This window comes from Paracoccus sanguinis, from assembly GCF_012689545.1.
Classification (GTDB): domain Bacteria; phylum Pseudomonadota; class Alphaproteobacteria; order Rhodobacterales; family Rhodobacteraceae; genus Paracoccus; species Paracoccus panacisoli.
This window is the reverse complement of record NZ_CP051542.1, coordinates 579096-600116: the sequence shown is the minus strand read 5'-3', so window position 1 is coordinate 600116 and position 21021 is coordinate 579096. Positions and strand designations below refer to the sequence as shown.

21 protein-coding genes are annotated in these 21021 nt (G+C 71.6%); 15 read left to right on the top strand and 6 right to left on the bottom strand.

The window, feature by feature from the left end; all coding sequences use genetic code 11:
* Positions 1-11 precede the first annotated feature (11 nt).
* From ccoO to ccoS, 7 genes are all read left to right on the top strand, one after another.
* On the top strand, positions 12-737 hold the full coding sequence (gene ccoO / locus HGN31_RS02855) for a cytochrome-c oxidase, cbb3-type subunit II (RefSeq protein WP_036699648.1): 726 nt from the start codon (positions 12-14) through the stop codon (positions 735-737).
* A gap of 13 nt (positions 738-750) precedes the next feature.
* Positions 751-948, top strand: coding sequence for a CcoQ/FixQ family Cbb3-type cytochrome c oxidase assembly chaperone (locus HGN31_RS02850; RefSeq protein ID WP_036699651.1), 198 nt, complete (start codon positions 751-753; stop codon positions 946-948).
* Positions 949-1202: 254 nt separating this feature from the next.
* Positions 1203-2060 carry a cytochrome-c oxidase, cbb3-type subunit III gene (gene ccoP, locus HGN31_RS02845; protein WP_036731054.1) on the top strand — a complete coding sequence of 286 codons (858 nt, stop codon included), beginning with the start codon at positions 1203-1205 and terminating at the stop codon, positions 2058-2060.
* Positions 2061-2501: 441 nt separating this feature from the next.
* Positions 2502-3962, top strand: coding sequence for a cytochrome c oxidase accessory protein CcoG (gene ccoG, locus HGN31_RS02840; RefSeq protein ID WP_168782271.1), 1461 nt, complete (start codon positions 2502-2504; stop codon positions 3960-3962).
* The gene (locus HGN31_RS02835; protein ID WP_168782270.1) at positions 3962-4513 is read left to right on the top strand and encodes a FixH family protein; all 552 of its coding nucleotides are present in this window, start codon (positions 3962-3964) and stop codon (positions 4511-4513) included. The genes ccoG and HGN31_RS02835 overlap by 1 nt, the downstream gene beginning before the upstream one ends.
* Complete coding sequence (locus HGN31_RS02830) at positions 4513-6696, top strand: heavy metal translocating P-type ATPase (RefSeq protein WP_168782269.1); 2184 nt, start codon at positions 4513-4515, stop codon at positions 6694-6696. Before HGN31_RS02835 ends, HGN31_RS02830 begins: the two co-directional genes overlap by 1 nt.
* Positions 6696-6854, top strand: coding sequence for a cbb3-type cytochrome oxidase assembly protein CcoS (ccoS, locus tag HGN31_RS02825; protein WP_036699659.1), 159 nt, complete (start codon positions 6696-6698; stop codon positions 6852-6854). The genes HGN31_RS02830 and ccoS overlap by 1 nt, the downstream gene beginning before the upstream one ends.
* A gap of 826 nt (positions 6855-7680) precedes the next feature.
* On the opposite strand, the gene HGN31_RS02820 is transcribed toward ccoS, so the two are convergent.
* A complete protein-coding gene (locus HGN31_RS02820; RefSeq protein WP_425325326.1) occupies positions 7681-9384 on the bottom strand; it encodes a D-alanyl-D-alanine carboxypeptidase family protein in 1704 nt (567 codons plus the stop codon).
* Positions 9385-9599: 215 nt separating this feature from the next.
* Here HGN31_RS02820 and clpS point away from each other — a divergent pair, with 215 nt between their 5' ends.
* Together clpS and HGN31_RS02810 are read left to right on the top strand one after the other, a co-directional pair.
* The gene (gene clpS / locus HGN31_RS02815) at positions 9600-9947 is read left to right on the top strand and encodes an ATP-dependent Clp protease adapter ClpS (RefSeq protein WP_425325325.1); all 348 of its coding nucleotides are present in this window, start codon (positions 9600-9602) and stop codon (positions 9945-9947) included.
* 1 nt (position 9948) lies between these two features.
* Positions 9949-10965 (top strand): class I SAM-dependent methyltransferase, encoded by a 1017-nt coding sequence (locus HGN31_RS02810; protein WP_168782268.1) that lies wholly within the window; start codon positions 9949-9951, stop codon positions 10963-10965.
* 3 nt (positions 10966-10968) lie between these two features.
* Here HGN31_RS02810 and HGN31_RS02805 read toward each other — a convergent pair whose 3' ends face one another.
* Positions 10969-11391: a hypothetical protein gene (locus HGN31_RS02805; RefSeq protein WP_168782267.1), complete on the bottom strand. Its 423-nt coding sequence runs from the start codon at positions 11389-11391 to the stop codon at positions 10969-10971.
* Positions 11392-11507: 116 nt separating this feature from the next.
* Here HGN31_RS02805 and hemF point away from each other — a divergent pair, with 116 nt between their 5' ends.
* Positions 11508-12362 carry an oxygen-dependent coproporphyrinogen oxidase gene (hemF, locus tag HGN31_RS02800; RefSeq protein ID WP_211096363.1) on the top strand — a complete coding sequence of 285 codons (855 nt, stop codon included), beginning with the start codon at positions 11508-11510 and terminating at the stop codon, positions 12360-12362.
* Between the two features lie 14 nt (positions 12363-12376).
* Here the strand turns inward: hemF and HGN31_RS02795 are convergent, their stop codons facing one another.
* The 3 genes from HGN31_RS02795 to HGN31_RS02785 form a co-directional block, all read right to left on the bottom strand.
* Positions 12377-13243, bottom strand: coding sequence for an EamA family transporter (locus tag HGN31_RS02795; protein ID WP_168782265.1), 867 nt, complete (start codon positions 13241-13243; stop codon positions 12377-12379).
* Between the two features lie 3 nt (positions 13244-13246).
* Positions 13247-14311 carry a uroporphyrinogen decarboxylase gene (gene hemE / locus HGN31_RS02790; protein ID WP_168782264.1) on the bottom strand — a complete coding sequence of 355 codons (1065 nt, stop codon included), beginning with the start codon at positions 14309-14311 and terminating at the stop codon, positions 13247-13249.
* Positions 14312-14470: 159 nt separating this feature from the next.
* Positions 14471-14776 (bottom strand): DUF6476 family protein, encoded by a 306-nt coding sequence (locus tag HGN31_RS02785; protein WP_168782263.1) that lies wholly within the window; start codon positions 14774-14776, stop codon positions 14471-14473.
* Between HGN31_RS02785 and HGN31_RS02780 the strand changes: the two genes are divergently transcribed.
* Both HGN31_RS02780 and rpoH read left to right on the top strand, forming a co-directional pair.
* Positions 14775-15842 (top strand): RluA family pseudouridine synthase, encoded by a 1068-nt coding sequence (locus HGN31_RS02780; protein WP_168782262.1) that lies wholly within the window; start codon positions 14775-14777, stop codon positions 15840-15842. The two genes, HGN31_RS02785 and HGN31_RS02780, sit on opposite strands and share 2 nt — an antisense overlap.
* A gap of 106 nt (positions 15843-15948) precedes the next feature.
* The gene (gene rpoH, locus HGN31_RS02775; RefSeq protein WP_168782261.1) at positions 15949-16851 is read left to right on the top strand and encodes an RNA polymerase sigma factor RpoH; all 903 of its coding nucleotides are present in this window, start codon (positions 15949-15951) and stop codon (positions 16849-16851) included.
* Between the two features lie 823 nt (positions 16852-17674).
* On the opposite strand, the gene HGN31_RS02770 is transcribed toward rpoH, so the two are convergent.
* Positions 17675-18001 (bottom strand): accessory factor UbiK family protein, encoded by a 327-nt coding sequence (locus HGN31_RS02770; protein WP_168782260.1) that lies wholly within the window; start codon positions 17999-18001, stop codon positions 17675-17677.
* 187 nt (positions 18002-18188) lie between these two features.
* Between HGN31_RS02770 and lgt the strand changes: the two genes are divergently transcribed.
* The 3 genes from lgt to pgeF all read left to right on the top strand — a co-directional run bounded on the left by lgt (position 18189) and on the right by pgeF (position 21020).
* On the top strand, positions 18189-19076 hold the full coding sequence (lgt, locus tag HGN31_RS02765) for a prolipoprotein diacylglyceryl transferase (RefSeq protein WP_036731036.1): 888 nt from the start codon (positions 18189-18191) through the stop codon (positions 19074-19076).
* An 8-nt stretch (positions 19077-19084) separates the two neighbouring features.
* A complete protein-coding gene (locus HGN31_RS02760; protein WP_168783781.1) occupies positions 19085-20167 on the top strand; it encodes a class I SAM-dependent methyltransferase in 1083 nt (360 codons plus the stop codon).
* A gap of 94 nt (positions 20168-20261) precedes the next feature.
* Complete coding sequence (gene pgeF, locus HGN31_RS02755) at positions 20262-21020, top strand: peptidoglycan editing factor PgeF (RefSeq protein WP_168782259.1); 759 nt, start codon at positions 20262-20264, stop codon at positions 21018-21020.
* Position 21021: the final 1 nt, after the last annotated feature.

Genomic DNA, 21021 nt, shown 5'->3' with positions numbered 1-21021 from the left:
GGATCTGACCGATGGCAATCCTTGACCACCACAAGATCCTCGAGAAGAACGCGACGCTGCTTCTGGTGTTCTCGTTCCTGATCGTCACCATCGGCGGGATCGTCCAGCTCACGCCGCTGTTCTACCTCGAGAACACAATCGAGAAGGTCGAGGGGGTGCGTCCCTACACCCCGCTCGAGCTGACCGGGCGCGACATCTACGTCCGCGAGGGCTGCTACGTCTGCCACAGCCAGATGATCCGCCCGATGCGCGACGAGGTCGAGCGCTACGGCCACTACAGCCTCGCGGCCGAGTCGATGTACGACCACCCCTTCCAGTGGGGCTCCAAGCGGACCGGGCCGGACCTGGCCCGGGTGGGCGGGCGCTATTCGGACGAATGGCACATCGACCACCTGACCCACCCGCAGGCGGTGGTGCCGGAATCGATCATGCCGTCCTACGGCTTCCTGCGGCAGCGGCTGATCGAGCCGACCCACATCGACGCCCGGATCACCGCCGACCGCCGCGTGGGCGTGCCCTACAGCGACGAGATGCTGGCCGAGGCGCGCGCCGACTGGCTGGCGCAGGCGGACCCGAACGCGGACGCCTCGGGGCTGCAGGCGCGCTACCCCGGCGCCCAGCAGCGGAACTTCGACCGCCAGGCGGGGGTGTCCGAGATGGACGCGCTGATCGCCTATCTGCAGGTGCTGGGCACGATGGTCGACTTCTCGACCTTCCAGCCCGAGCGGCATCGCTGACGGGGCGCACGGGATGGAGCGCTATTCCTTCCTGCGCCACCTCGCCGACAGCTGGGTCCTGCTGGTCCTGACCCTGATCTTCCTGGGGGTGATCCTGTTCGCCTTCAGGCCCGGGTCGCGCAAGGTCCAGCAGGACGCCGCCGAGAGCATCTTTCGAAACGAGACGAGACCCGCGACGGACCCCGAACCGGGCAGCAAGGAGGTCAAGTGATGGCCGATCCGACTGACGACACCCCCAAGCCGACCCCGCGCGACGAGCAGGTGGCCCGCAACGTCGGCGCCGATCCGTCCGACGCGCACGAGAGCCCGGCCAACCCCGACAACCGCATCTCGGTGGACCGCCGTGCGGCCGACGCCGAGAACGCCCAGCAGATCCTCGAGAACGCCCCCGAGACGATCGTGGGCGCAAAGCCCGGGGCGCGGCCGCAGGCCCGCAACACCCAGCGCCGCCGCGTCGGCAAGAACGTGGTCGAGGTCCAGTCCACAGGCCACAGCTGGGACGGGATCGAGGAATACGACAACCCGCTGCCGCGCTGGTGGCTGTGGACCTTCTACGCCACGATCATCTGGGCGGTGGGCTATGTGCTGGCCTATCCGGCGATCCCGCTGATCAACGGGTCCACCCAGGGCTTCATCGGCACCACCCCGCGCGACGAGGTGGCGGTGGACATCCAGCGCTTCGCCGACGCCAACGCGCCGATCCAGCAGAAGCTGGCGTCGGTCGATCTGGCCGAGATCCGCAACGACCCCGAGCTGGTGAACTACACCAACAATGCTGGTCGCGCTGTCTTCAGCACCTGGTGCGTCCAGTGCCACCAGGCCGGGGGCGCCGGGGCGAACGGCTATCCCTCGCTGGTGGACGACGACTGGCTGTGGGGCGGCACGATCGACGACATCCACACGACGATCCTGCACGGCATCCGCAGCCCGGACGACCCGGACACCCGCTACTCGGAAATGCCGCGCTTCGGTGTGGACGGGCTGCTCGACGCGACCCAGATCGACGACGTGACCAACTACGTCATGTCGATGAGCGGGCTGCCGCATGACGCCGCCAAGGCGACCGCGGGCCAGCCGGTCTTCGCCGAGAACTGCGTCGCCTGCCACGGCGAGGACGGCACCGGCGACCGGGCCCAGGGTGCGCCGAACCTCACCAACGCGGTATGGCTCTACAACAAGGGTGGCGCCCCGGACGAGGCGACCATCCGGCGGATCATCCACGACGGTCCGTTCGGCGTGATGCCGGCCTGGTCCAAGCGCCTGAGCGAGGCGGACATCCGGGCGGTTGCCGCCTATGTCCACGGCCTCGGCGGCGGCGAGTGATCCTTGGGGGGACCGGTCCCGCCGGTCCCCCTTCGCTTCCGGCGGCGCGTAGCCGCCGTCTTTTTCTTTGCACGAGGTTGCTTTCGCCGCCTTGAGATGGCGTGCCAACGTCACCCGGGGTCGGCCTTCACCGTTTTTCAGCCAAGGCCCTGATGTCACGGCGCCGTGGCCAGGGGCGCGTGACGCTGACCCTCCCGCCATCACCCACCCCGGAAACGCCGCGTTAACGCTTTCCCCACCACCGCCCGCATGGCAGACTTGCCCCGACCCGCGCCACCCACGCGCGGCCGCGCAAGCAGACCGGGCCTCCCATGTGCGACAAACCGTCCCTCTCAGACGCATCGCGGATGGCTTATATGAACGCCGGGCCTGCTCTGGCCCGTTCGCTGGCGGGTCCGTCCGCGCCACCCAGGATCGGCCCACGCCGGGCAGGAGAAGTCCATGTCGAGTGTCGAAAATGAACCCCCGCGGCTCTACGCCGCGCGCGAGCCGATCTTTCCGCGTCGCGTCCCGGGGACGTTCCGCAACCTGAAATGGGTGCTGATGGCACTCACCCTCGGCATCTACTACATCACGCCCTGGATCAGGTGGGACCGTGGCCCGGGCCTGCCCGACCAGGCGGTGCTCGTGGACCTCGCCAACCGCCGCTTCTTCTTCTTCTGGATCGAGATCTGGCCGCACGAGTTCTACTTCGTGGCGGGCCTCTTGATCATGGCCGGGCTCGGGCTCTTCCTCTTCACCTCGGCGCTGGGTCGGGTCTGGTGCGGCTACGCCTGCCCGCAGACCGTTTGGACCGACCTCTTCATCCTCGTCGAGCGCTGGGTCGAGGGTGACCGCAACGCCCGCATCCGGCTTTACAACCAGCCGTGGGACGCACGGAAGGCGCGGCTCAGGGTGACCAAATGGACGCTCTGGCTGCTGATCGGACTGCTGACCGGCGGGGCGTGGGTGTTCTACTTCGCCGACGCGCCGACGCTGCTGCGCGACCTCGTGACCGGCCACGCGCACCCGGTCGCCTACACCACCATCGCCATCATGACCGCCACCACCTTCTTCTTCGGGGGCTTCGCGCGCGAGCAGATCTGCATCTACGCCTGCCCGTGGCCGCGCATCCAGGGCGCGATGATGGACGAGGACACGCTGACCGTCGCCTACCGCGAGTGGCGGGGCGAGCCGCGCGGCAAGATCCGCAAGGACGAGCGCACCAAGTCCGACGTGCCGCCCGGCGAAAAGGGCGACTGCATCGATTGCTATGCCTGCGTGAACGTCTGCCCGATGGGCATCGACATCCGCGACGGCCAGCAGCTCGAGTGCATCACCTGCGCGCTCTGCATCGACGCCTGCGACGACATCATGGCCAGGATCGGGAAGCCGCGCGGGCTGATCGACTACATGGCGCTCAAGGACGAGCGCGCCGAGAAGACCGGGCACGAGGGCGCCTCGCTCTGGCGCCACGTGCTGCGACCGCGGACGCTGCTCTACTTCACGCTCTGGGGGGCGATCGGGGTGGGGCTGATCGTGGCGCTGTTCATGCGCTCGCCCTATGACCTCAACGTCTCGCCGGTGCGCAGCCCGCTCTTCGTCACAATGTCGGACGGCTCGATCCGCAACACCTACGAGATGCGGCTGCGCAACAAGCAGGGCGAGGTCAAGAACTTCGCCATCGGGGCGGGCGACGCCAACGGTGCGCCGATCCCGGGGCTTGCGGTGACGCTCGAGGGCGAGCCGGGGACCGTGACGGTCAACCAGGACGCCACCTTCGAGCAGCGCGTCTACCTGACCGCCGAGCCCGCCTCGGCGCTGGCGACGGGCGGACAGACGGCGGTGACCATGTGGATCGAGGACACCACCTCGCACCGCCGGGCCACCGTCGGCACCGTCTTCCACGGGACCGACCGCTGATGGGTGCCGTGCTCTCCACCGTCGGCCCCTACGGCCTCATCCTCGGGGTCGCGGCGATCTTCGGTCTGCCGTTCCTGCTGTTCTCGCTCAGCCGGAACTTCACCGGCCGGCACATGCTCGGCTTTGCCGTGGGCATGTTCGGGGTCATCATCGGCATCAACATCTGGCTCGCTACGCAGGCGGTCCAGACCTTCCCGGGGCTCGAGACGACGAACTCCTATGTCGCCTCGCAGCGCTTCGACCGCGAGCGGGCGGCGCAGGACAAGCTCGGCTGGACGGTGACGCCGGATTATGACGGGCACGAGCTGACGCTGGCCATCCGCGACCGCGAGGGCCACCCGGCGCGGGTGCGGACGCTCAGCGCGACGGTGGGCCGCCCCACCCATGTCCGTGAGGACCAGACCCCGGTATTCACCTACGACGGCGGCGTGTTCCGGGCGCCGCTGACGCTGGCGCCGGGGCTGTGGAACATCCATATCACCGCCGAAGCCGGGGACGGGACCGTGTTCCGGCAGCGGATCGACCATTATGCCGGCGCCGAGGTGAAGTGATGACGGATGCCGCCGCTCAAGGGTACGAGGCGCGGCTGAGCGCTTGCCCCGCCTGCGACGTGGCCCCGCTGGCGGGCCGGATCGGGCGACCCGACCCGGTGCGCGGCGACATCATGCTGTCGGTGCCCGCCGTCCATTGCGCGACCTGCATCACCGATGTCGAGCGGGTGCTGACGGCGCAGCCCGGCGTCCACGCCGCGCGGGTGAACCTGTCGCTGCGCCGGGTGGTGGTGGATGCGGAAGCGGGGGTGACGGCCGCCGACCTGATCCCGGCGCTCGACCGGATCGGCTATGAGGCCTTCGAGCTCGATCCCGCCGCCCTGACCGCGACCGCCGCCGACCGGCAGGGGCGCGACATCCTGATGCGGATCGGGGTGTCGGGCTTTGCCATGATGAACATCATGATCCTGTCCGTCGCCGTCTGGTCCGGGGCCGACGACGCGACGCGGGACATGTTCCACTTCATTTCCGGCGCCATCGCGCTGCCGACCGTGGCCTTTGCCGGGCAGCCGTTCTTCTCGAGCGCCTGGCGGGCGCTACGGGCCGGGCGGCTCGGGATGGACGTGCCGATCTCGCTGGCGCTGATCCTCGCCAGCGCGATTTCGGTCTTCGAGACGCTGCACTCTGGGCATCACGCCTATTTCGATGCGGCGGTGATGCTGTGCTTCTTCCTGCTCGTCGGACGTTATCTCGACTATCGCACGCGGGCCGTCGCGCGCTCGGCCGCCGAAGAGCTGACCGCGCTCGAGGTGCCGCGTGCGCTGCGGCTCGAGGATGGCACGCCGGTCGAGGTGCGGGTGGCCGACCTCGTGCCGGGCGACCTGATCCTCGTGCGCCCCGGGGCGCGGGTGGCGGCCGACGGGGTGGTGACCGAGGGCGCCTCCGAGATCGACCGCTCTCTGCTGACCGGCGAGTCGGCCCCCGTGGCCGCGCGGCCCGGGGCCGAGCTCTCGGCGGGCGAGGTCAACCTGACCGGGCCGCTCACCCTGCGCGTCACGGCGGCGGGGCGCGACAGTTCGCTCGCCCGGCTCACGGCGCTGGTCGCGGCGGCGGAGTCGGCGCGGGGGCGCTATACCTCGGTCGCCGACCGGGCGAGCCGCGCCTATGCGCCGGTCGTCCATCTCATGGCGCTGTCGAGCTTCCTCGGCTGGCTCTGGATCACCCGCGACGCGCGGGTGGCCTTGAACGTGGCGGCGGCGGTGCTGATCATCACCTGCCCCTGCGCGCTCGGGCTCGCGGTGCCGGCGGTGGTGACGGCGGCCTCGGGGCGACTGTTCCGGCGCGGGCTGCTGATCAAGGACGGTACCGCGCTCGAGCGGTTGGCCGAGGTCGATACGGTCGTCTTCGACAAGACCGGCACCCTCACGATGGGCACGCCGCGGGTCGTGGCGGCGGCGCTGCCGCCCGAGGCGCAGGCGGTGGCGGCGGCGCTCGCGGGCGGTTCGGCGCATCCGTTGTCGCGCGCGCTGGCCGGGGCGCTCGAGGTCGCGCCGGCGCGGCTGGACGAGTTGCGCGAACGGCCCGGCTACGGCGTCGAGGCGCGCTGGAACGGCGAAACGGTGCGGCTGGGCCGCGCCGACTGGGCCGGAACCGGCGAGGACGCGCAGGGCGCGGCAAGCTGGCTGCGGATCGGCGATCGGGTGTGGCGGATCGACTTCGCCGACAGCCTGCGGCCGGGCGCCGCGGCCACCATCGCTTCGCTGCGCAAGCAGGGGCTGCGGGTGATGATGCTCTCGGGCGATGCCGCCGGCGCGGCGGGCGCCATCGCGGCGGAGCTCGGGATCGACGACTGGCGCGCCGGGATGACGCCGCAGGACAAGGCGGCGGCGGTCGGGGCGCTCGCGGCCGAGGGGCACAAGGTGCTGATGGTCGGCGACGGGCTGAACGACACCGCCGCGCTGGCCGGGGCGCACGCGTCGATCTCGCCGGCGAGCGCGCTCGATGCGGCGCGGGTGGCCTCGGACATGGTGCTGATGGGCAGCGCGCTGGGGCCTGTGGCCGAGGCGGTGCACGTCGCCCGCTCGGCGGCGCTGCGGATCCGAGAGAACTTCGCCCTGTCGATCCTCTACAACATCGTCGCGGTGCCGGTGGCCGTTGCCGGGCTGGCGACCCCGCTGCTGGCGGCGCTGGCGATGTCGCTGAGCTCGATCAGCGTGACGCTGAATGCCTTGAGGGTGCGCTGATGGACGTGCTGATCTTCCTCATCCCCGCGTCGCTGGGCCTCGGCGCGCTCGGCCTCGCGGCGTTCCTGTGGTCCCTGCGGAACCGCCAGTATGAGGACCCCAAGGGCGACGCGGCGCGCATCCTGAGCAGCGAGTGGGACGACAAGCCGAAGCCGTGAGGGCAGGGGGACGGTGTGGGATGGCGGACGGTAGGGTGCGCCCTGCACCCGCTCGCCGTGCATAAGGCAGGTCGGCGAAGCCGCCGACGGCCTTGCTTGCTTTGATAGACACGGGTCAGGCGACCGGTAGTGTGCGGAGTAGGGGACGGGCAAAAGGTTGATGGTCCGGCGCCGTTTGGTTCATCCTGTCCCGTAATAAGCGCCCTAGCATTTTTAGGGCTGGGGTTGCGCGATGGCGTACCGAGACCTCTGCGGCTTTGCCTTTCTCTGACCGCGTCATCCCCGCATCCCTGCCGTTGTTGGGAAAGGTAACGCTCTGGTGGACGCGGTTCTTCGCGAGAACCGGTACGCCTTCCTGCCGGATCCTCGCGCGGCCCAATGGTCAGAACTCGCTGGTCAGGCGGTGAACCGATCCGAGCGCGGCCTGCGCTTTTCTGCCGGGTTGCCACCGGATTGCTACAATAAACTGGCAAGCGCGGTTCAGCCCGGCGCTCCCTCGGCTTGGCCAGCGCCATGAAGCAGGTTCCTTCGGCACGAACGTCACGTGCCGTCCGCCTCAAGTAAGCGACACCTACCGGACCCAACCCGTCACGGCTCACCGCCAGCCGCGACGTCGGCGCTCCTCTGCGCGTGATTCACAGGTCGTCCGGCCCAACCGATGCCATCTCCACGACTCAGCAGACCTAATTTCAGGTCACGCTCCAGCGGCCCGCATCCCGCAAGAGCGGGACTTTCCTTAACCCAGCCTCCCCGCGCCTCTCACACCAAAAAGCAAAAGGCCCGGACTACACGTCCGGGCCTCACGCTCGTCACCTTGGCGGGGCGGTCAGTTCCCCAGCACCCGGCACCGCTGCGAGCGGGCCGCGAGCTTGTCGCAGGCCAGCCGGGCGCTGTCGCGCGAGAGGCCGGTGAAGGTCGCCTCCCACCCTTTCGGGGTGTTGCCGACCCGCCGCGTGGCGCTGTCGAGCACCGCGCTCTCCTGCAGGGCCAGGCGCAGCAGAAGCTGCTCGGCCTCGGCCTTGGTCTTGAAGCGCCCGACATTGATCGCGAACTTGCCGCGACCTGTCGAGGGGCGCGAAACGATCTCGGTCGCCTCGGGCTCGGACCGGTCGCCCTCTTCCTCCTCCATCGCGGCGAGGATCACCGTGTCGGACTTGCGCACCGGCTTGGCCGACCGGGCAAGCTTCGTGTCCGCCGCAGGCGCGGGCGCCGCGTCGGCCGTGAAGGTCGAGCCGGGGGTGCGCGGCGCCTTGGCCTTGGCTGCCTTGCCGGTCGCCGCAGGGGCGGGGTCGGCCGAGGCGTCGGCGCCCTTGCGCGGTGCGCGGGTGGGACGGTCGGCCGAGACGCTGGCGACGCGGGGCGCTTCGGCCTCGGCCGCGGGTTTGGGGTCGGCGGGGGCAGGGGCCTCGGCCACCTTCACCGCCGCTGGGGCTTCGTCGGGGCGGCGCGAGGGGCGCGCGCCCGCCACACGACCGGCAGCGACGGCGCCCGCCACCGCTTCGGCCTGCGTGTCGGCGGCCGGCGCCGCGGCGACGCGGGCGGCAGCCTTGGGCTGCGCAGGCACCGCGACCGGGACGGCCGCCAGCGCCACCGTCGAGCCGCGCACCGGCCGGGCCGTTGCGACCGGCGGCTGCGCCTCGGGGGCGGCGCGCGCGACCTTCACCACGCGCTTCTTGTCGGCCAGATAGGCGGGCGCCTCGGGCCGGATCTCGCGCACCTGCGCCGGCGCCCTGCCGAAGCCCGCGTCGAGAAGCTGTGCCATCACCGCGTTGCGCTGCGCCGTGGACTGACCGCCCAGCACCGTGGCGATGATCCGCTTGGACCCGCGCTGCGCCGAGGCCGTCAGGTTGAACCCCGCCGCCCGCGTGTAGCCGGTCTTGATCCCGTCCGCGCCCGCATAGCTGTCGAGGAACCGCTTGTTCGTGCTCGCCACCGTGGCCACGCCCGCATCGGCGGTACGGCGCGAGAAGATCGAGTAATACTGCGGGAAATCATAGAACAGCCGCCGCCCGAGGATGCTGAGATCGCGGGCGCTCGAGTAATGCCCCTCTTGCGTCAGGCCGTTGGCGTTGCGGAAGTTCGAGTTCCGCATCCCCAGCGCGCGCGCCATCTGGGTCATCTGGGCGCCGAACTGCGCCTCGGACCCGGCCAGCCCCTCGCCGATCACCGTCGCCGCGTCGTTGGCGGATTTGACCGCCGCGGCGCGGATCAGGTAACGCAGCTCGATCTGCTGGCCCGGGCGCAAACCCAGCCGCGACGGCGGCTGGCTTGCGGCGTGGGTCGAGACGGTGAAGCGCGAATCGAGCCGCACCTGGCCCCGCTCGATGGCCGTGAAGGCCATGTAGAGCGTCATCATCTTGGTCAGCGAGGCCGGGTGCAGCCGCGCATCCGCATTCTGGGAATAGATTTCCTTGCCCGTTCGCCCGTCCATGACGAAGGCTGCAAAAGGTGCGGCGGACAGCGCCCCCGGCATCATCGCGCCGATCAGCACCAGCCACCCCGCAACGAGGGTCTTGTAAAGTCTGTTCACTGCCCCGGTCTCTCTGCTCGCGGACGCGTTCTTCTTGCACGCCCTTTGTTAATGATCCGACAATAGCACGGGGTCTCGGATGCGGAAACCGCGTATTTGTCCGATTTTTGCCGCGAGAACCCGACCGGCGGCCACCCGCCGGCGGCTGTGGACTTTTCATGCCCGCGCCGATCCCTATATTGCCCCCGGACCCCATCCCTGCAGGACGACGTGCCGTGCGAAGCTTCGCGACCCCCATCACCCTTGGCAAGCCGCCGACCCGGACCGATGGGGACGAGGATCTGGCGGTCAAGACGCGGCCCAAGACGCAGCGGCCGCCGATGTACAAGGTCCTGCTGCTGAACGACGATTTCACCCCGATGGAGTTCGTGGTCCACATCCTCGAGCGGCTCTTCGGCATGTCCCACGCCCAGGCGATCGAGATCATGCTGACCGTCCACCGCAAAGGGATCGCGGTCGTCGGCGTCTTCTCGCACGAGGTGGCCGAGACCAAGGTCGCGCAGGTGATGGAGCTGGCGCGCCGCCAGCAGCACCCGCTGCAATGCACGATGGAAAAGGAATAGCGTGGCAGGCTCGCGGATCGACCTGATCGACCCGCCCGCGGGACGGCTGCTCGTCGTCGGCGGGCGGCCGGGCGACGTGGCGGGGCTCGACCCCGCGCGGGTGACCATCGCGCAGGGGTTCCGCCCCGATCACGACGCGTTGGCCGCGGCCGGCTTTACGGTGGCGCCGGGCATCATCGGCCCGGCCGAGGCGGCCGTGGTGGTGATGCCGCGGGCGCGGGCCGAGGCGCGGGCGCGGGTTGCGGCAGCGGCCGCGGTGCTGCCGGCAGGCGCGCCGCTCTGGATCGACGGGCAGAAGACCGACGGGATCGACGCGATGCTGCGCGACCTCAGGGCGCTGGTCCCGGTCGAGGACGTGCAGTCCCGCGCGCATGGCAAGATCTTTCGCCTGACCGTCCCCGAGGGCGACTGGCTGCCGGCCGACTGGGCCGCGCGCGAGACGGTGGTGGACGGGTTCGTGACGCGGCCGGGCGTGTTCTCGGCCGATGGCCCCGACCCGGCCTCGGTCCTGCTTGCCGCGCATCTGCCCGAGCGGATGCCCTCGCGCGTCGTCGATCTCGGCGCCGGCTGGGGCTGGCTTGCGGCGCAGGTGCTGGCCCGCCCGGGGGTGCAGGTGGTGCATCTGGTCGAGGCCGACCACACGGCGCTCGACTGCGCGCGGCGGAACGTCAGTGATCCGCGGGCGCAATTCCACTGGGCCGACGCCACCCGCTTCCGCCTGCCCGAGCCGGTGAACGGGGTGGTGATGAACCCGCCGTTCCACGCCGGGCGGGCCTCCGACCCGCAACTCGGGGCGCAGTTCATCCGCGCCGCGGCCGGGCTGCTGACCGGCGCGGGGCGCCTGTGGATGGTCGCCAACCGGCACCTGCCGTATGAGCCGGTGCTGGCCGAGAGCTTCGCCGAGGTGGCCGAGATCGGCGGCGATTCCCGCTTCAAACTGCTGAGCGCGACCGGCGCCGGGCAGCGGCGGTCGGCGGGCGGTCGCCCCGCCGCGGGACGCCCCAAGGGCCGGCGCTGAGGCTCAGCGCGGCTCGGGGAAGGCCTCGCGGCAGGCGCGGACCGCGGCCTCGGCATGGCTGCGCAGCGCGGCCTGCCTCTGGCGCAGGTTCTCGGCCTTGCGACGTTCGGCCGCGGGGTCGATGGCCACGCGGTAGCGCTCGGTGTCCGCGACGTCGCGCAGGCAGGGGCGGGAGCGCCACTGCGGGTTGCCGTCGCGGTCGCGCACCACCACCGGGCAGTCGCGCCACTCGGTCCGGGTGATCTCGCGTTCCTGCCAGGCGTAGCCGCGGGCGAGGTTGCCCTCGACCTCGGCCAGCAGGTTCGAGACGACGCGATACTCGCGCGTGTTGCGGGCGACGCATTGCTCCTGCGGGGTGCCGCAGGCCGAGAGCATCAGCGATCCGGCCAGCACGGCCGTCAGGGACAGGGTCAGGTTGCGGGTCATCGGGCGCGCCTCTAAGCAGATGGGCAAGAGTAGCCCCAGCCCGCACCGGGCGGCAAATCACGAAAGGACCGGCGATGGACAGGGCATCCGAGAGGGTTGGCGGGCTGGCGTCCGAGATGACCGCCGAACGGGCCGAGGCCGCGCGCTGGTTCCACGAACTGCGCGACCGCATCGTGGCGGCGTTCGAGGTGCTCGAGGATCGCGCGGGCGGGACGGCGCCCGCGGGCCGGTTCGAGGTGACGCCGACGGCGCGGGCCGGCGATGGCGGCGGCGGGATCATGTCGGTGATGCGCGGCGGCCGGGTGTTCGAGAAAGTCGGCGTGAACTGGTCCGAGGTGCACGGCACGCTCGCCCCCCGCGCGCAGGCCGCGATGGCTGCCCGCGGGGTGCCGGGGATGGCCGAGGACCCACGGTTCTGGGCCTCGGGCATCAGCCTCGTCGCGCATATGCAGAACCCGCACGCCCCGGCCGTGCACATGAACACGCGGATGTTCTGGACCCCCGGCGCCTGGTGGTTCGGGGGCGGATCGGACCTCAACCCCTGCATCGAATACGCCGAGGACACGCGGCATTTCCACGACACGCTGCGCGCCGCCTGCCTGCCGCACGGCAGCGACTATTACGACCGCTTCAAGGCCTGGGCGGACGAGTATTTCTTCATCCCCCACCGCGGCCGGGCGCGGGGCGTGGGCGGGATCTTCTACGACGACCTGAACACCGCCGACTGGCAGGCGGACTTTGCCTTCACCCGTGCGGTGGGCGAGGCGTTCCTGCCCGCCTTCCTGCCCCTGGCCGAGCGGCGCATGGAAACGCCCTTCGACGCCGCGGACCGCGACGTGCAGTTGATCCACCGCGGGCTCTATGCCGAATACAACCTCGTCTATGACCGGGGGACGAAGTTCGGGCTCGAGACCGGGCACAACGCCGATGCGGTGCTGATGAGCCTGCCGCCGCTGGCGAAATGGGTCTGACGGGCCGCTGAACCTCAGGCGGCGCGCAGGAGCCACGCGACCCCGGTCACGACCAGCGCCATCCCGGCCAGCTCGCGTCGCCCCATCGCCTCGCGGCGGCGGCGCGAGACGGCGGCGGCAAACACGACCTCGACCAGCGCGAGGGTGCGGACGTCCGCGGCCGGGGCCAGCGCGAAGCCGATGAACCAGAACTGCGAGGCGAGCGCGCCGAGAAACCCGGCGCCGAGCGACTCGCGCCACGCCGACGCCATCCCCCGCAGGGCACGCCGGTCGCGGGCGGCAAGCCAGCCGCCGATCAGCAGCGTCTGGATCGCCAGGGCGAGGACCAGCACGACGCTCGCCCGCGCGACGCTCGGGCCCTCGCCGAGGGCGAGGATCGCCGCCCGGAACCCCAGCGCCGACAGCCCGAACAGCGCCCCGGCCGCCACCGCCAGCGCGACCGGGCGCCCGCCCGCCCGCTGCCAGCCGCCGCCCGAAAGCAGCAGCACCCCCAGCGTGGCGGTGGCGATGGCGCCGAGCCGCGCGGGCCCCAGCGGCTCGGCCAGCACCGCCGCGCCCATGAGTGCGAGGGTCAGCGGCTCGGTCTTGACCAGAGCCGTGGCCACGGCAAAGCCGCGCCGCTGCATGGCCGACAGCATCAGCGCGGTGGCGGCGATCTGGGCCAGCGCGCCGACGAGCGCCCAACCCGCGGCGGGCGCCGTCAGCGCCGGCAGCGGCACGGCCTGCGCCACGGCGAGAAGGAACAGCGCCGCGAAGGGCAGGCCGAAGAGGAACCGCACCCCGGTCGCGCCCAGCGTCCCGATGCGCGCGGTCAGCCCCGCCTGCGCCGCGTTGCGTCCGGTCTGGGCCAGCGCGGCGATCAGCGTGGCCGCGATCCACATGGGTCAAGCCCCGGCGCGCACCGTCTCGACCATCAGCGCGACGTTCTCGGGGTCGGCATCGGGGGTGATCCCGTGCCCGAGGTTGAAGATATGCGGCCCGCCCGCAAACGCCCGCACGATCCGCCGCGTCTCGTCGACCAGCGCCGGGCCGCCGGTGACCATGTGCCCGGGCGCGAGGTTCCCCTGCACGCAGCCGTCCACCTGCACGTTCGCCGCCGCCCACTCGGCCGCGACAGAGTTGTCGAGCGCCACGGCATCCGCCCCGGTCGCCCGGGCGAAGCCGACGTAGCGCGCGCCCGCCTCGCGCGGGAAGGCGATGATCGGCACGCCGGGGTGGCGCGCCTTCAGCGCGGCGATGATCCGGGTGATCGGCGCGCGGCAGAAATCGTCGAAATCCTGCCCCTCGAGGCTGCCGGCCCAGCTGTCGAACAGCTTCACGACCTCGGCCCCGGCCTCGATCTGGGCGGAGAGGTATTCGACCGTCGCCTCGGTCAGCCGGTCGATGATGGCCGCGAAGGTCGCCCGATCAGCGGCCTTGAGCGCGTGCGCCGCGCCCTGGTCCTTGGACCCGCGCCCGGCGATCATGTAGGTCGCGACCGTCCACGGCGCCCCGGCAAAGCCGATCAGCGTCGTCTCGGCGGGCAACTCGCGGCGCAGGATGCGGATCGTCTCATAGACCGGCGCGAGGGTCTCGTGGACCGCGCCCGCGGGTTTGAGTGCCGCGACCTCGGCCGGCGTGGTGGTGGTCGAGAGCCGCGGCCCCTCGCCGGTGACGAACCACAGGTCAGAGCCGAGCGCCTGCGGCACCAGCAGGATGTCGGCGAACAGGATCGCCGCGTCGAATCCGTAGCGGCGGATCGGCTGCAGCGTGACCTCGGCGGCGAGGTCGGGATTGTAGCAGAGCGACAGGAAGTCCCCGGCCTGCGCCCGCGTCGCGCGGTATTCGGGCAGGTAGCGCCCGGCCTGCCGCATCATCCAGATCGGCGGCGTGGGCAGGCGTTCCCCCGCCAGCGCGCGCAGGATGGTCTTGGTCGGGGCCGGGGCGGCGGGGGAAGGGGCGTCGGTCATGGTGCGCCCTTGTCGCAAGCCGCACGGCGCAGCGCAAGCGGCGCGGGGGCGCGCGGATTGCCGCGGGGGGTCGGGAGCCTTCGCGTCCGCACGGCGGCTTGTTTCTGGCCCGAACTCCCCTCGGCGCTGCCATTTAAGCGGCGCGCAGGGGCAGGGCGCCTACTCCACCGCCACCCGCTGCCGCAACTGCCCGGCGCGGTCATAGACCAGCACCTCGCCGGCCTCGGTCACCACCACCGTCCAGTCGCGGGCAAAGGTCACCGCTGCGGCCCGCGCCCCGGCGGGAAGCGCGACCCCCTCGGGCAGCACCGGCAGCGGCGGTTGCGACAGCCGCAGCCACAGGATCGCCACCAGCGACAGGATGCCGACGCCCATCGCCAGCGCGAGCCCCGTGACCACCCGGCGCAGCCAGGCCAGTTCGGGGACTTTCGCCGCCCCGGCCGTGCCCCTATCATCGCCTGCCATGCCCGATCTCACCTCTGAACCTGACGCCGCTCTCGTCATCACCCTCGCCGAGACCGGCGAGATACCCGACCGCGTTGATAAGGCGCTGGCCGCCGCCGCGCCAGCGTCGGCCGCGCTGTCGCGCTCGCGCCTCGCCCGCCTGATCGCCGAGGGCGCCGTCGCGGGGCCCGCCGGACCGGTCACCGACGGCAAGGCCCGCGCGCTGCCCGGCGACTACAGCATCCGCCTCGACCCGCCGCGCCCGATCGCGGCTGAGGCGCAGGCCATCGCGCTGAACATCGCGTATGAGGACGACGCGCTGATCGTCATCGACAAGCCCGCCGGCATGGTCGTCCACCCCGCGCCGGGGACGCCCGACGGCACGCTGGTCAACGCGCTGCTCGCCCATTGCGCAGGCAGCCTGTCGGGGATCGGCGGTGCGGCGCGGCCGGGGATCGTCCACCGGATCGACAAGGACACCTCGGGCCTGCTGGTTGTCGCCAAGACCGACCGCGCGCACCAGTCGCTCGCCCGCCAGTTCGAGGATCACTCGGCCGCCCGCCGCTATCTCGCCCTCGCCCACGGCGTCATCGACCCGGCCGACCCGCGGCTGCGCGGCCTTGCCGGCGTCAGCTTCGAGCCGGGCAACGTGCTCAGGATCGCCACACGCCTCGGCCGCCACCCCACCGACCGCCAGCGCCAGGCGGTGAGCCATGAGCGCGGCCGCCACGCCGTGACGCGGGCGGTGATGCGCGAGGCCTTCGGCACCCCGCCCGCGGCGATGCTGGTCGAATGCCGGCTCGAGACCGGCCGCACCCACCAGATCCGCGTGCATCTCGCCTATTGCGGCCTCGGGCTGATCGGCGACCCGGTCTATGGCGGCGCCCGGCGTGCCTCGACCCGGGCGCTAAGCGCGGCGGCGGCCGAGGTGGCGGCCTTCCCGCGCCAGGCGCTGCACGCCGCGCATCTGGGCTTTGCCCACCCCGACGACGGCCGCTGGCTCGCCTTCGACAGCCCGCTGCCGGCCGACATGGCAGCGCTGCTGGACGCGCTGCGCGGGGCCGGTGACGTCACGGCGGCGAAGTGAAACGCTCAGGAACCCGAGGCGCCCCACTGGCGTTTCCACTCGGTTAACCCGACACCCGCTAGATTGCCCGCGCCGATGCCCGATTCGGCCATATTGCAGGACACCGATGGCCAGCTACACCAACCTTCCGGCCCCCAGCCCCGAACAGGGGATGAACCGCTATCTTCAGGAAATCCGCAAGTTCCCGCTGCTGGAACCGGAAGAAGAGTACATGCTCGCCAAGGCTTGGGTGGATCACGAGGACAGCGCGGCCGCGCACAAGCTCGTGACCTCGCACCTGCGTCTCGCGGCCAAGATCGCCATGGGCTATCGCGGCTACGGCCTGCCGCAGGCCGAGGTAATTTCGGAAGCGAACGTGGGCCTGATGCAGGCGGTCAAGCGCTTCGACCCGGAGAAGGGCTTCCGTCTTGCGACCTACGCGATGTGGTGGATCCGCGCCTCGATCCAGGAATACATCCTGCGGTCGTGGAGCCTGGTGAAGATGGGCACCACCTCGGCGCAGAAGAAGCTGTTCTTCAACCTGCGCAAGGCCAAGGCCAAGCTGGGCGCGCTGGAAGAGGGCGACCTGCGGCCCGAGAACGTGGCCCGGATCGCCCACGACCTGAACGTGACCGAGCAGGAGGTGGTGGAAATGAACCGCCGCCTGTCGGGCGGCGACGCCTCGCTGAACGCCACGGTCGGCAGCGCCGACGGCGATTCGACGGCGCAGTGGCAGGACTGGCTCGAGGACGATACCGCCAACCAGGCCGAGGCCTATGCCGAGGCGGACGAGCTCGACACCCGCCGGTCTATGCTGACCGCGGCGATGGACGTGCTGAACGACCGCGAGCGCGACATCCTCACCGAGCGCCGCCTGCGCGACGACCCGGTGACGCTCGAGGACCTGTCGGGGCGCTACGGCGTCTCGCGTGAGCGCATCCGGCAGATCGAGGTCCGGGCGTTTGAGAAGCTGCAGGAGCGGATGCGCCGCCTGGCCGGCGAGCGCGGCATGGAGATGGGAGAGGAGTAAGGGGGCTAGGGGCGTGGCAGGTTGCGGCCCCGCTGGGCAGGAAGTCCTGCCGCCCTTCGCGGAGAAGGCGTGCCGCCCCGGATGGCCAACGGCTTTATGGTTGGTGCTCAATTATGGCTGGTGCTTAGTCGTGAGGCGATGGCAAGACCAGCCCTTTGACGGCCATATCCACACGACGCGGGCAGTGTTCTGCGAATTGGTGATGACGTGCGACTAGCGTGATGCACCTCGATGTGGAGCCATCGTGGTCCACTTCGTCAATGTGGCTAGCGGCTGTGAGCGTCCCCGACTGGGCCGATAAGCGCAGTTTCGCGTCAGGCTGACCTGCACTGCCGCTAGATATTCGCTATCCGCACAAACCGTGTCAGGCGCGCACAATTGTCTTAAACCGAGGGTAATTGGTAGACCGGCATAGCTCCCGACTGGCCACGCTCGATAGTTGTTGGTGTGAGGCTATGGAATTGGCCGAACTCCCAGCGGACCGCCTGCCGCGATTGCTCGCGTTCCGCTCGCGGCGGGCCAATTCGATTCTGGCGACGCGAGCTGCGCGGCCCCAGCTCCCAGCTCAGCTCCGACCGCAGTTGCGCGTCTTTCGTCTTCGCCTTCTAGGCAAACGCGAGGCCGTCGGCTTCAGAGTAGGATCGTCGCTCTCGACAGCCAAACCGCCCGTCTGCGTCCGCTAACGTCATTTGAGCGACACCGGCGCGGTTTCTTGCGCTCGCGATCCAACCCGCGCCGGCTGCTAATGCATCTCGAGGGCGCCGCGAGAGGCACTCCGCGAGCCCCCCAGCACGACATCGCCTCGCCTGCGGCACGGCCGGTCTCACCTACCCTGCGCGTCGCCAGCACCGCCCGCCGCGCCGGCGCTGCCCGCGACGCTGCTGCCAGCACCACCCGCAGCCTCACCCCGCAGCGTCTCGATCATTGCCCGCAGCTCGGCGTTCTCCGTCCGCGCCTTGATCGCCATCTCGCGCACCGCCTCGAACTCGTCGCGGGTGACGAGGTTGCGGTCGGCGAGCCAGCGGTCCACCCAGCCCTTCATCGCCGTCTCGGCCTCGTCGCGGGCGCCCTGCGCCACGCCCATCGCGTTGCTCATCAGCCGCGACATGTCGTCGAAAAGGCCGCCGCTGCCGGGTTTCTGGGTGGTCATGCGCGTCATCCTGTTGCCAAGGGGCGCGCCGGTCCGGGCGCCTCATCCGGGGGCAATATGGCGGGGGCGGGGCCTGCGTTCAATCCGCCGCGGTTGACACCCCGCGGCGGCGGGGCCAAGCAGCCCCGGTGGCGCGCGCCCCGACCGGCGCGCCCGTCCCCGCCCTGCGTCGCGCGCCCGAGGTCCCATGATCCCCTTTCCCGACATCTCGCCCGACATCTTCACCATCACCCTCGCGGGGCGCGAGTTCGCGCTGCGGTGGTACGCGATGGCCTATCTCGTCGGGCTGCTGCTCGGCTGGTGGATCATCGCCGCGCTGATGCGCCGCCCGGCGCTCTGGGGCGGCACCGCGCCGATGCGCGCGGGCCAGGTCGAGGAGCTGCTGACCTGGATCGTGGCCGGCGTGATCCTTGGCGGCCGGCTCGGGTTCGTGCTTTTCTATGAGCCCGCCTATTACCTCGCCAATCCGGCCGAGATCGTGAAGGTCTGGCAGGGGGGCATGTCCTTCCACGGCGGCTTCCTGGGCGTGGTGATCGCCGCCGCGCTGTTCGCGCGCCGGAACGGCATCCCGCCCCTGCGGCTCGCGGACGCGCTGGCGGTCGCGGCGCCGGCCGGGTTGCTGCTCGGCCGGATCGCCAACTTCATCAACGCCGAGCTCTGGGGCCGCCCGACCGACGCGCCCTGGGGGGTGATCTTCCCCGGCGCCGCCGCGCAGGACTGTCCTGGCGTCGTCGGCCCCTGCGCGCGCCACCCGAGCCAGCTGTACGAGGCCGGGCTCGAGGGGCTGCTGCTCGGGCTGATCCTCTTCCTCCTCGTCCGCCGCGGCGGCCTGCGCCGGCCGGGGCTGGCGCTCGGGGTGTTCCTGGCCGGCTACGGGCTGGCGCGCTTCGTGGTCGAGTTCTTCCGTCAGGCCGACGCGCAGTTCGTCACCCCCGACAACCCCTGGGGCCATGTCCTCGGCGGGCCGGTCTGGGGGCTGACGATGGGGCAGCTGCTCTCGCTGCCGATGCTGCTCATCGGGCTGGGCTTCATCCTCGCCGCCCGGCGCAGGCCGCCCGCGGGCCCCCGCCCGTGACCCCGCCCGTGACCCCGCTCGCGCGGCTGATCGCGCAGCGGATCGCGGTCGAGGGGCCGATGCGGCTCGACGACTACATGCGGCTCTGCCTGCTGCATCCGGCGCATGGGTATTACGCCACCCGCGACCCGTTCGGCGCGCAGGGCGACTTCACCACCGCGCCCGAGATCAGCCAGATGTTCGGTGAGCTGGTGGGCCTCGCGCTCGCGCAGGCGTGGCTGGACCAGGGCAGCCCCGCGCCCTTCACGCTGGCCGAGCTGGGGCCGGGGCGGGGGACGCTGATGGCCGACATCCTGCGCGCCACCGCCCGGGTGCCCGGCTTCCGCGCCGCGGCGCGGGTCGAGCTGGTCGAGGCCTCGGCGCATCTGCGCGGCGTCCAGCGCGCGCGTCTGGGCGAGGTCACCCACCGCGACCGCGCCGAGGGCCTTCCCGAGGCGCCGCTGTTCCTTGTCGCCAACGAGTTCTTCGACGCCCTGCCGATCCGCCAGTTCGAGCGCCACCCCGACGGCTGGCGCGAGCGGATGGTGAGCCTGCGCGACGGGGCGCTGGCGCTGGCGCTCGGTCCCCCCGGCGACGCCGCCCGCCCCGGCGCGCCGGGCGAGATCCGCGAGGTCTGCGCCGAGGCGATCCCGGTCGTGGCCGAGGTCGCGGGCCGCATCGCCCGCCACGGCGGCGCCGCGATCGTGATCGACTACGGCACCTGGGACGGGCAGGGCGACAGCCTGCAGGCGCTGCGCCGCCACGCGCCCGACGACATCCTCGCCCACCCCGGCGAGGCCGACCTGACGGCGCACGTCGATTTCGCCCCGCTGGCCGGGACGGCGCTGGCGGCGGGTGCGGCGGCCTCGTGCCCGGTGCCACAGGGGGAGTGGCTCCGGTCGCTGGGGCTGGCGCAGCGGGCGGCCCGGCTGACGGCGGCGGGCGATGCCGGGGCCGTCGCGGCGATGGAGCGCTTGACCGCGCCCGCCGCGATGGGACAGTTGTTCAAGGCCATGGCGATCTATCCGCGCCACAGCCCGCCGCCGCCGGGGTTCACCGCCCTTCCGGCCGCGGCCGACCCCGCGCCCGCCGGTCTGCCGGCAGGCCGCTGATCCGCGCCCGCCTCAGGGCGCGCCCCGCCACCAGAGCCGCCACCCGCACGCCGCGCCGACCCGACCCGAGACCCGAACCACCCGGACCCTGCCGATGAGCCTCGAGATAATCACCCATCCGACCCTCGCACCGCTCCGGCACGGGTTCTTCACCCGGCAGGGCGGGGCCTCGTCGGGGCTGTTCCGCGGGCTCAACTGCGGGCGCGGCTCAAGCGACCAGCAGGGGATCGTGGCGGTGAACCGCGCCCGCGTGGCCGAGGCGATGGGGGTCGCGCCGGACCGCCTCGCCACCGTCCACCAGACCCATTCGACCCGCGTCGCGCGGCTGGCCGAGGGCGACGACCCGGCGGCGCTGGCGGGGGTCGAGGCCGACGCGATCGTCACCGCCACCCCCGGCGTCGCCATCGCGGTGCTGACCGCCGACTGCCAGCCGGTGCTGCTGGCCGACCCCGAGGCGGGCGTCATCGGCGCCGCCCACGCCGGGTGGAAGGGGGCGCTCGATGGCATCCTCGAAGCGACGGTGGCGGCCATGCGCGATGCCGGGGCCACCCGCATCCGCGCCGTCATCGGCCCGACCATCAGCCTGCGCGCCTATGAGGTGGGCGAGGAGTTCATGGACCGGTTCCTCGCCGAGGCGCCCGAGTCCGGGCGGTTCTTCTCGGGCGGGCCGAGCGGGCGGCCGATGTTCAACCTGCCGGGCTTCGGCCTCGCCCGGCTGCGCGATCTGGGGGTCGATGCCGACTGGACCGGGCACTGCACCTATTCCGACCCCGAACGCTTCTTCAGCTACCGCCGCGCGACCCACGAGGGGGCGGCGGACTACGGGCGGCTGATCTCGGCGATCCGGCTCTGAC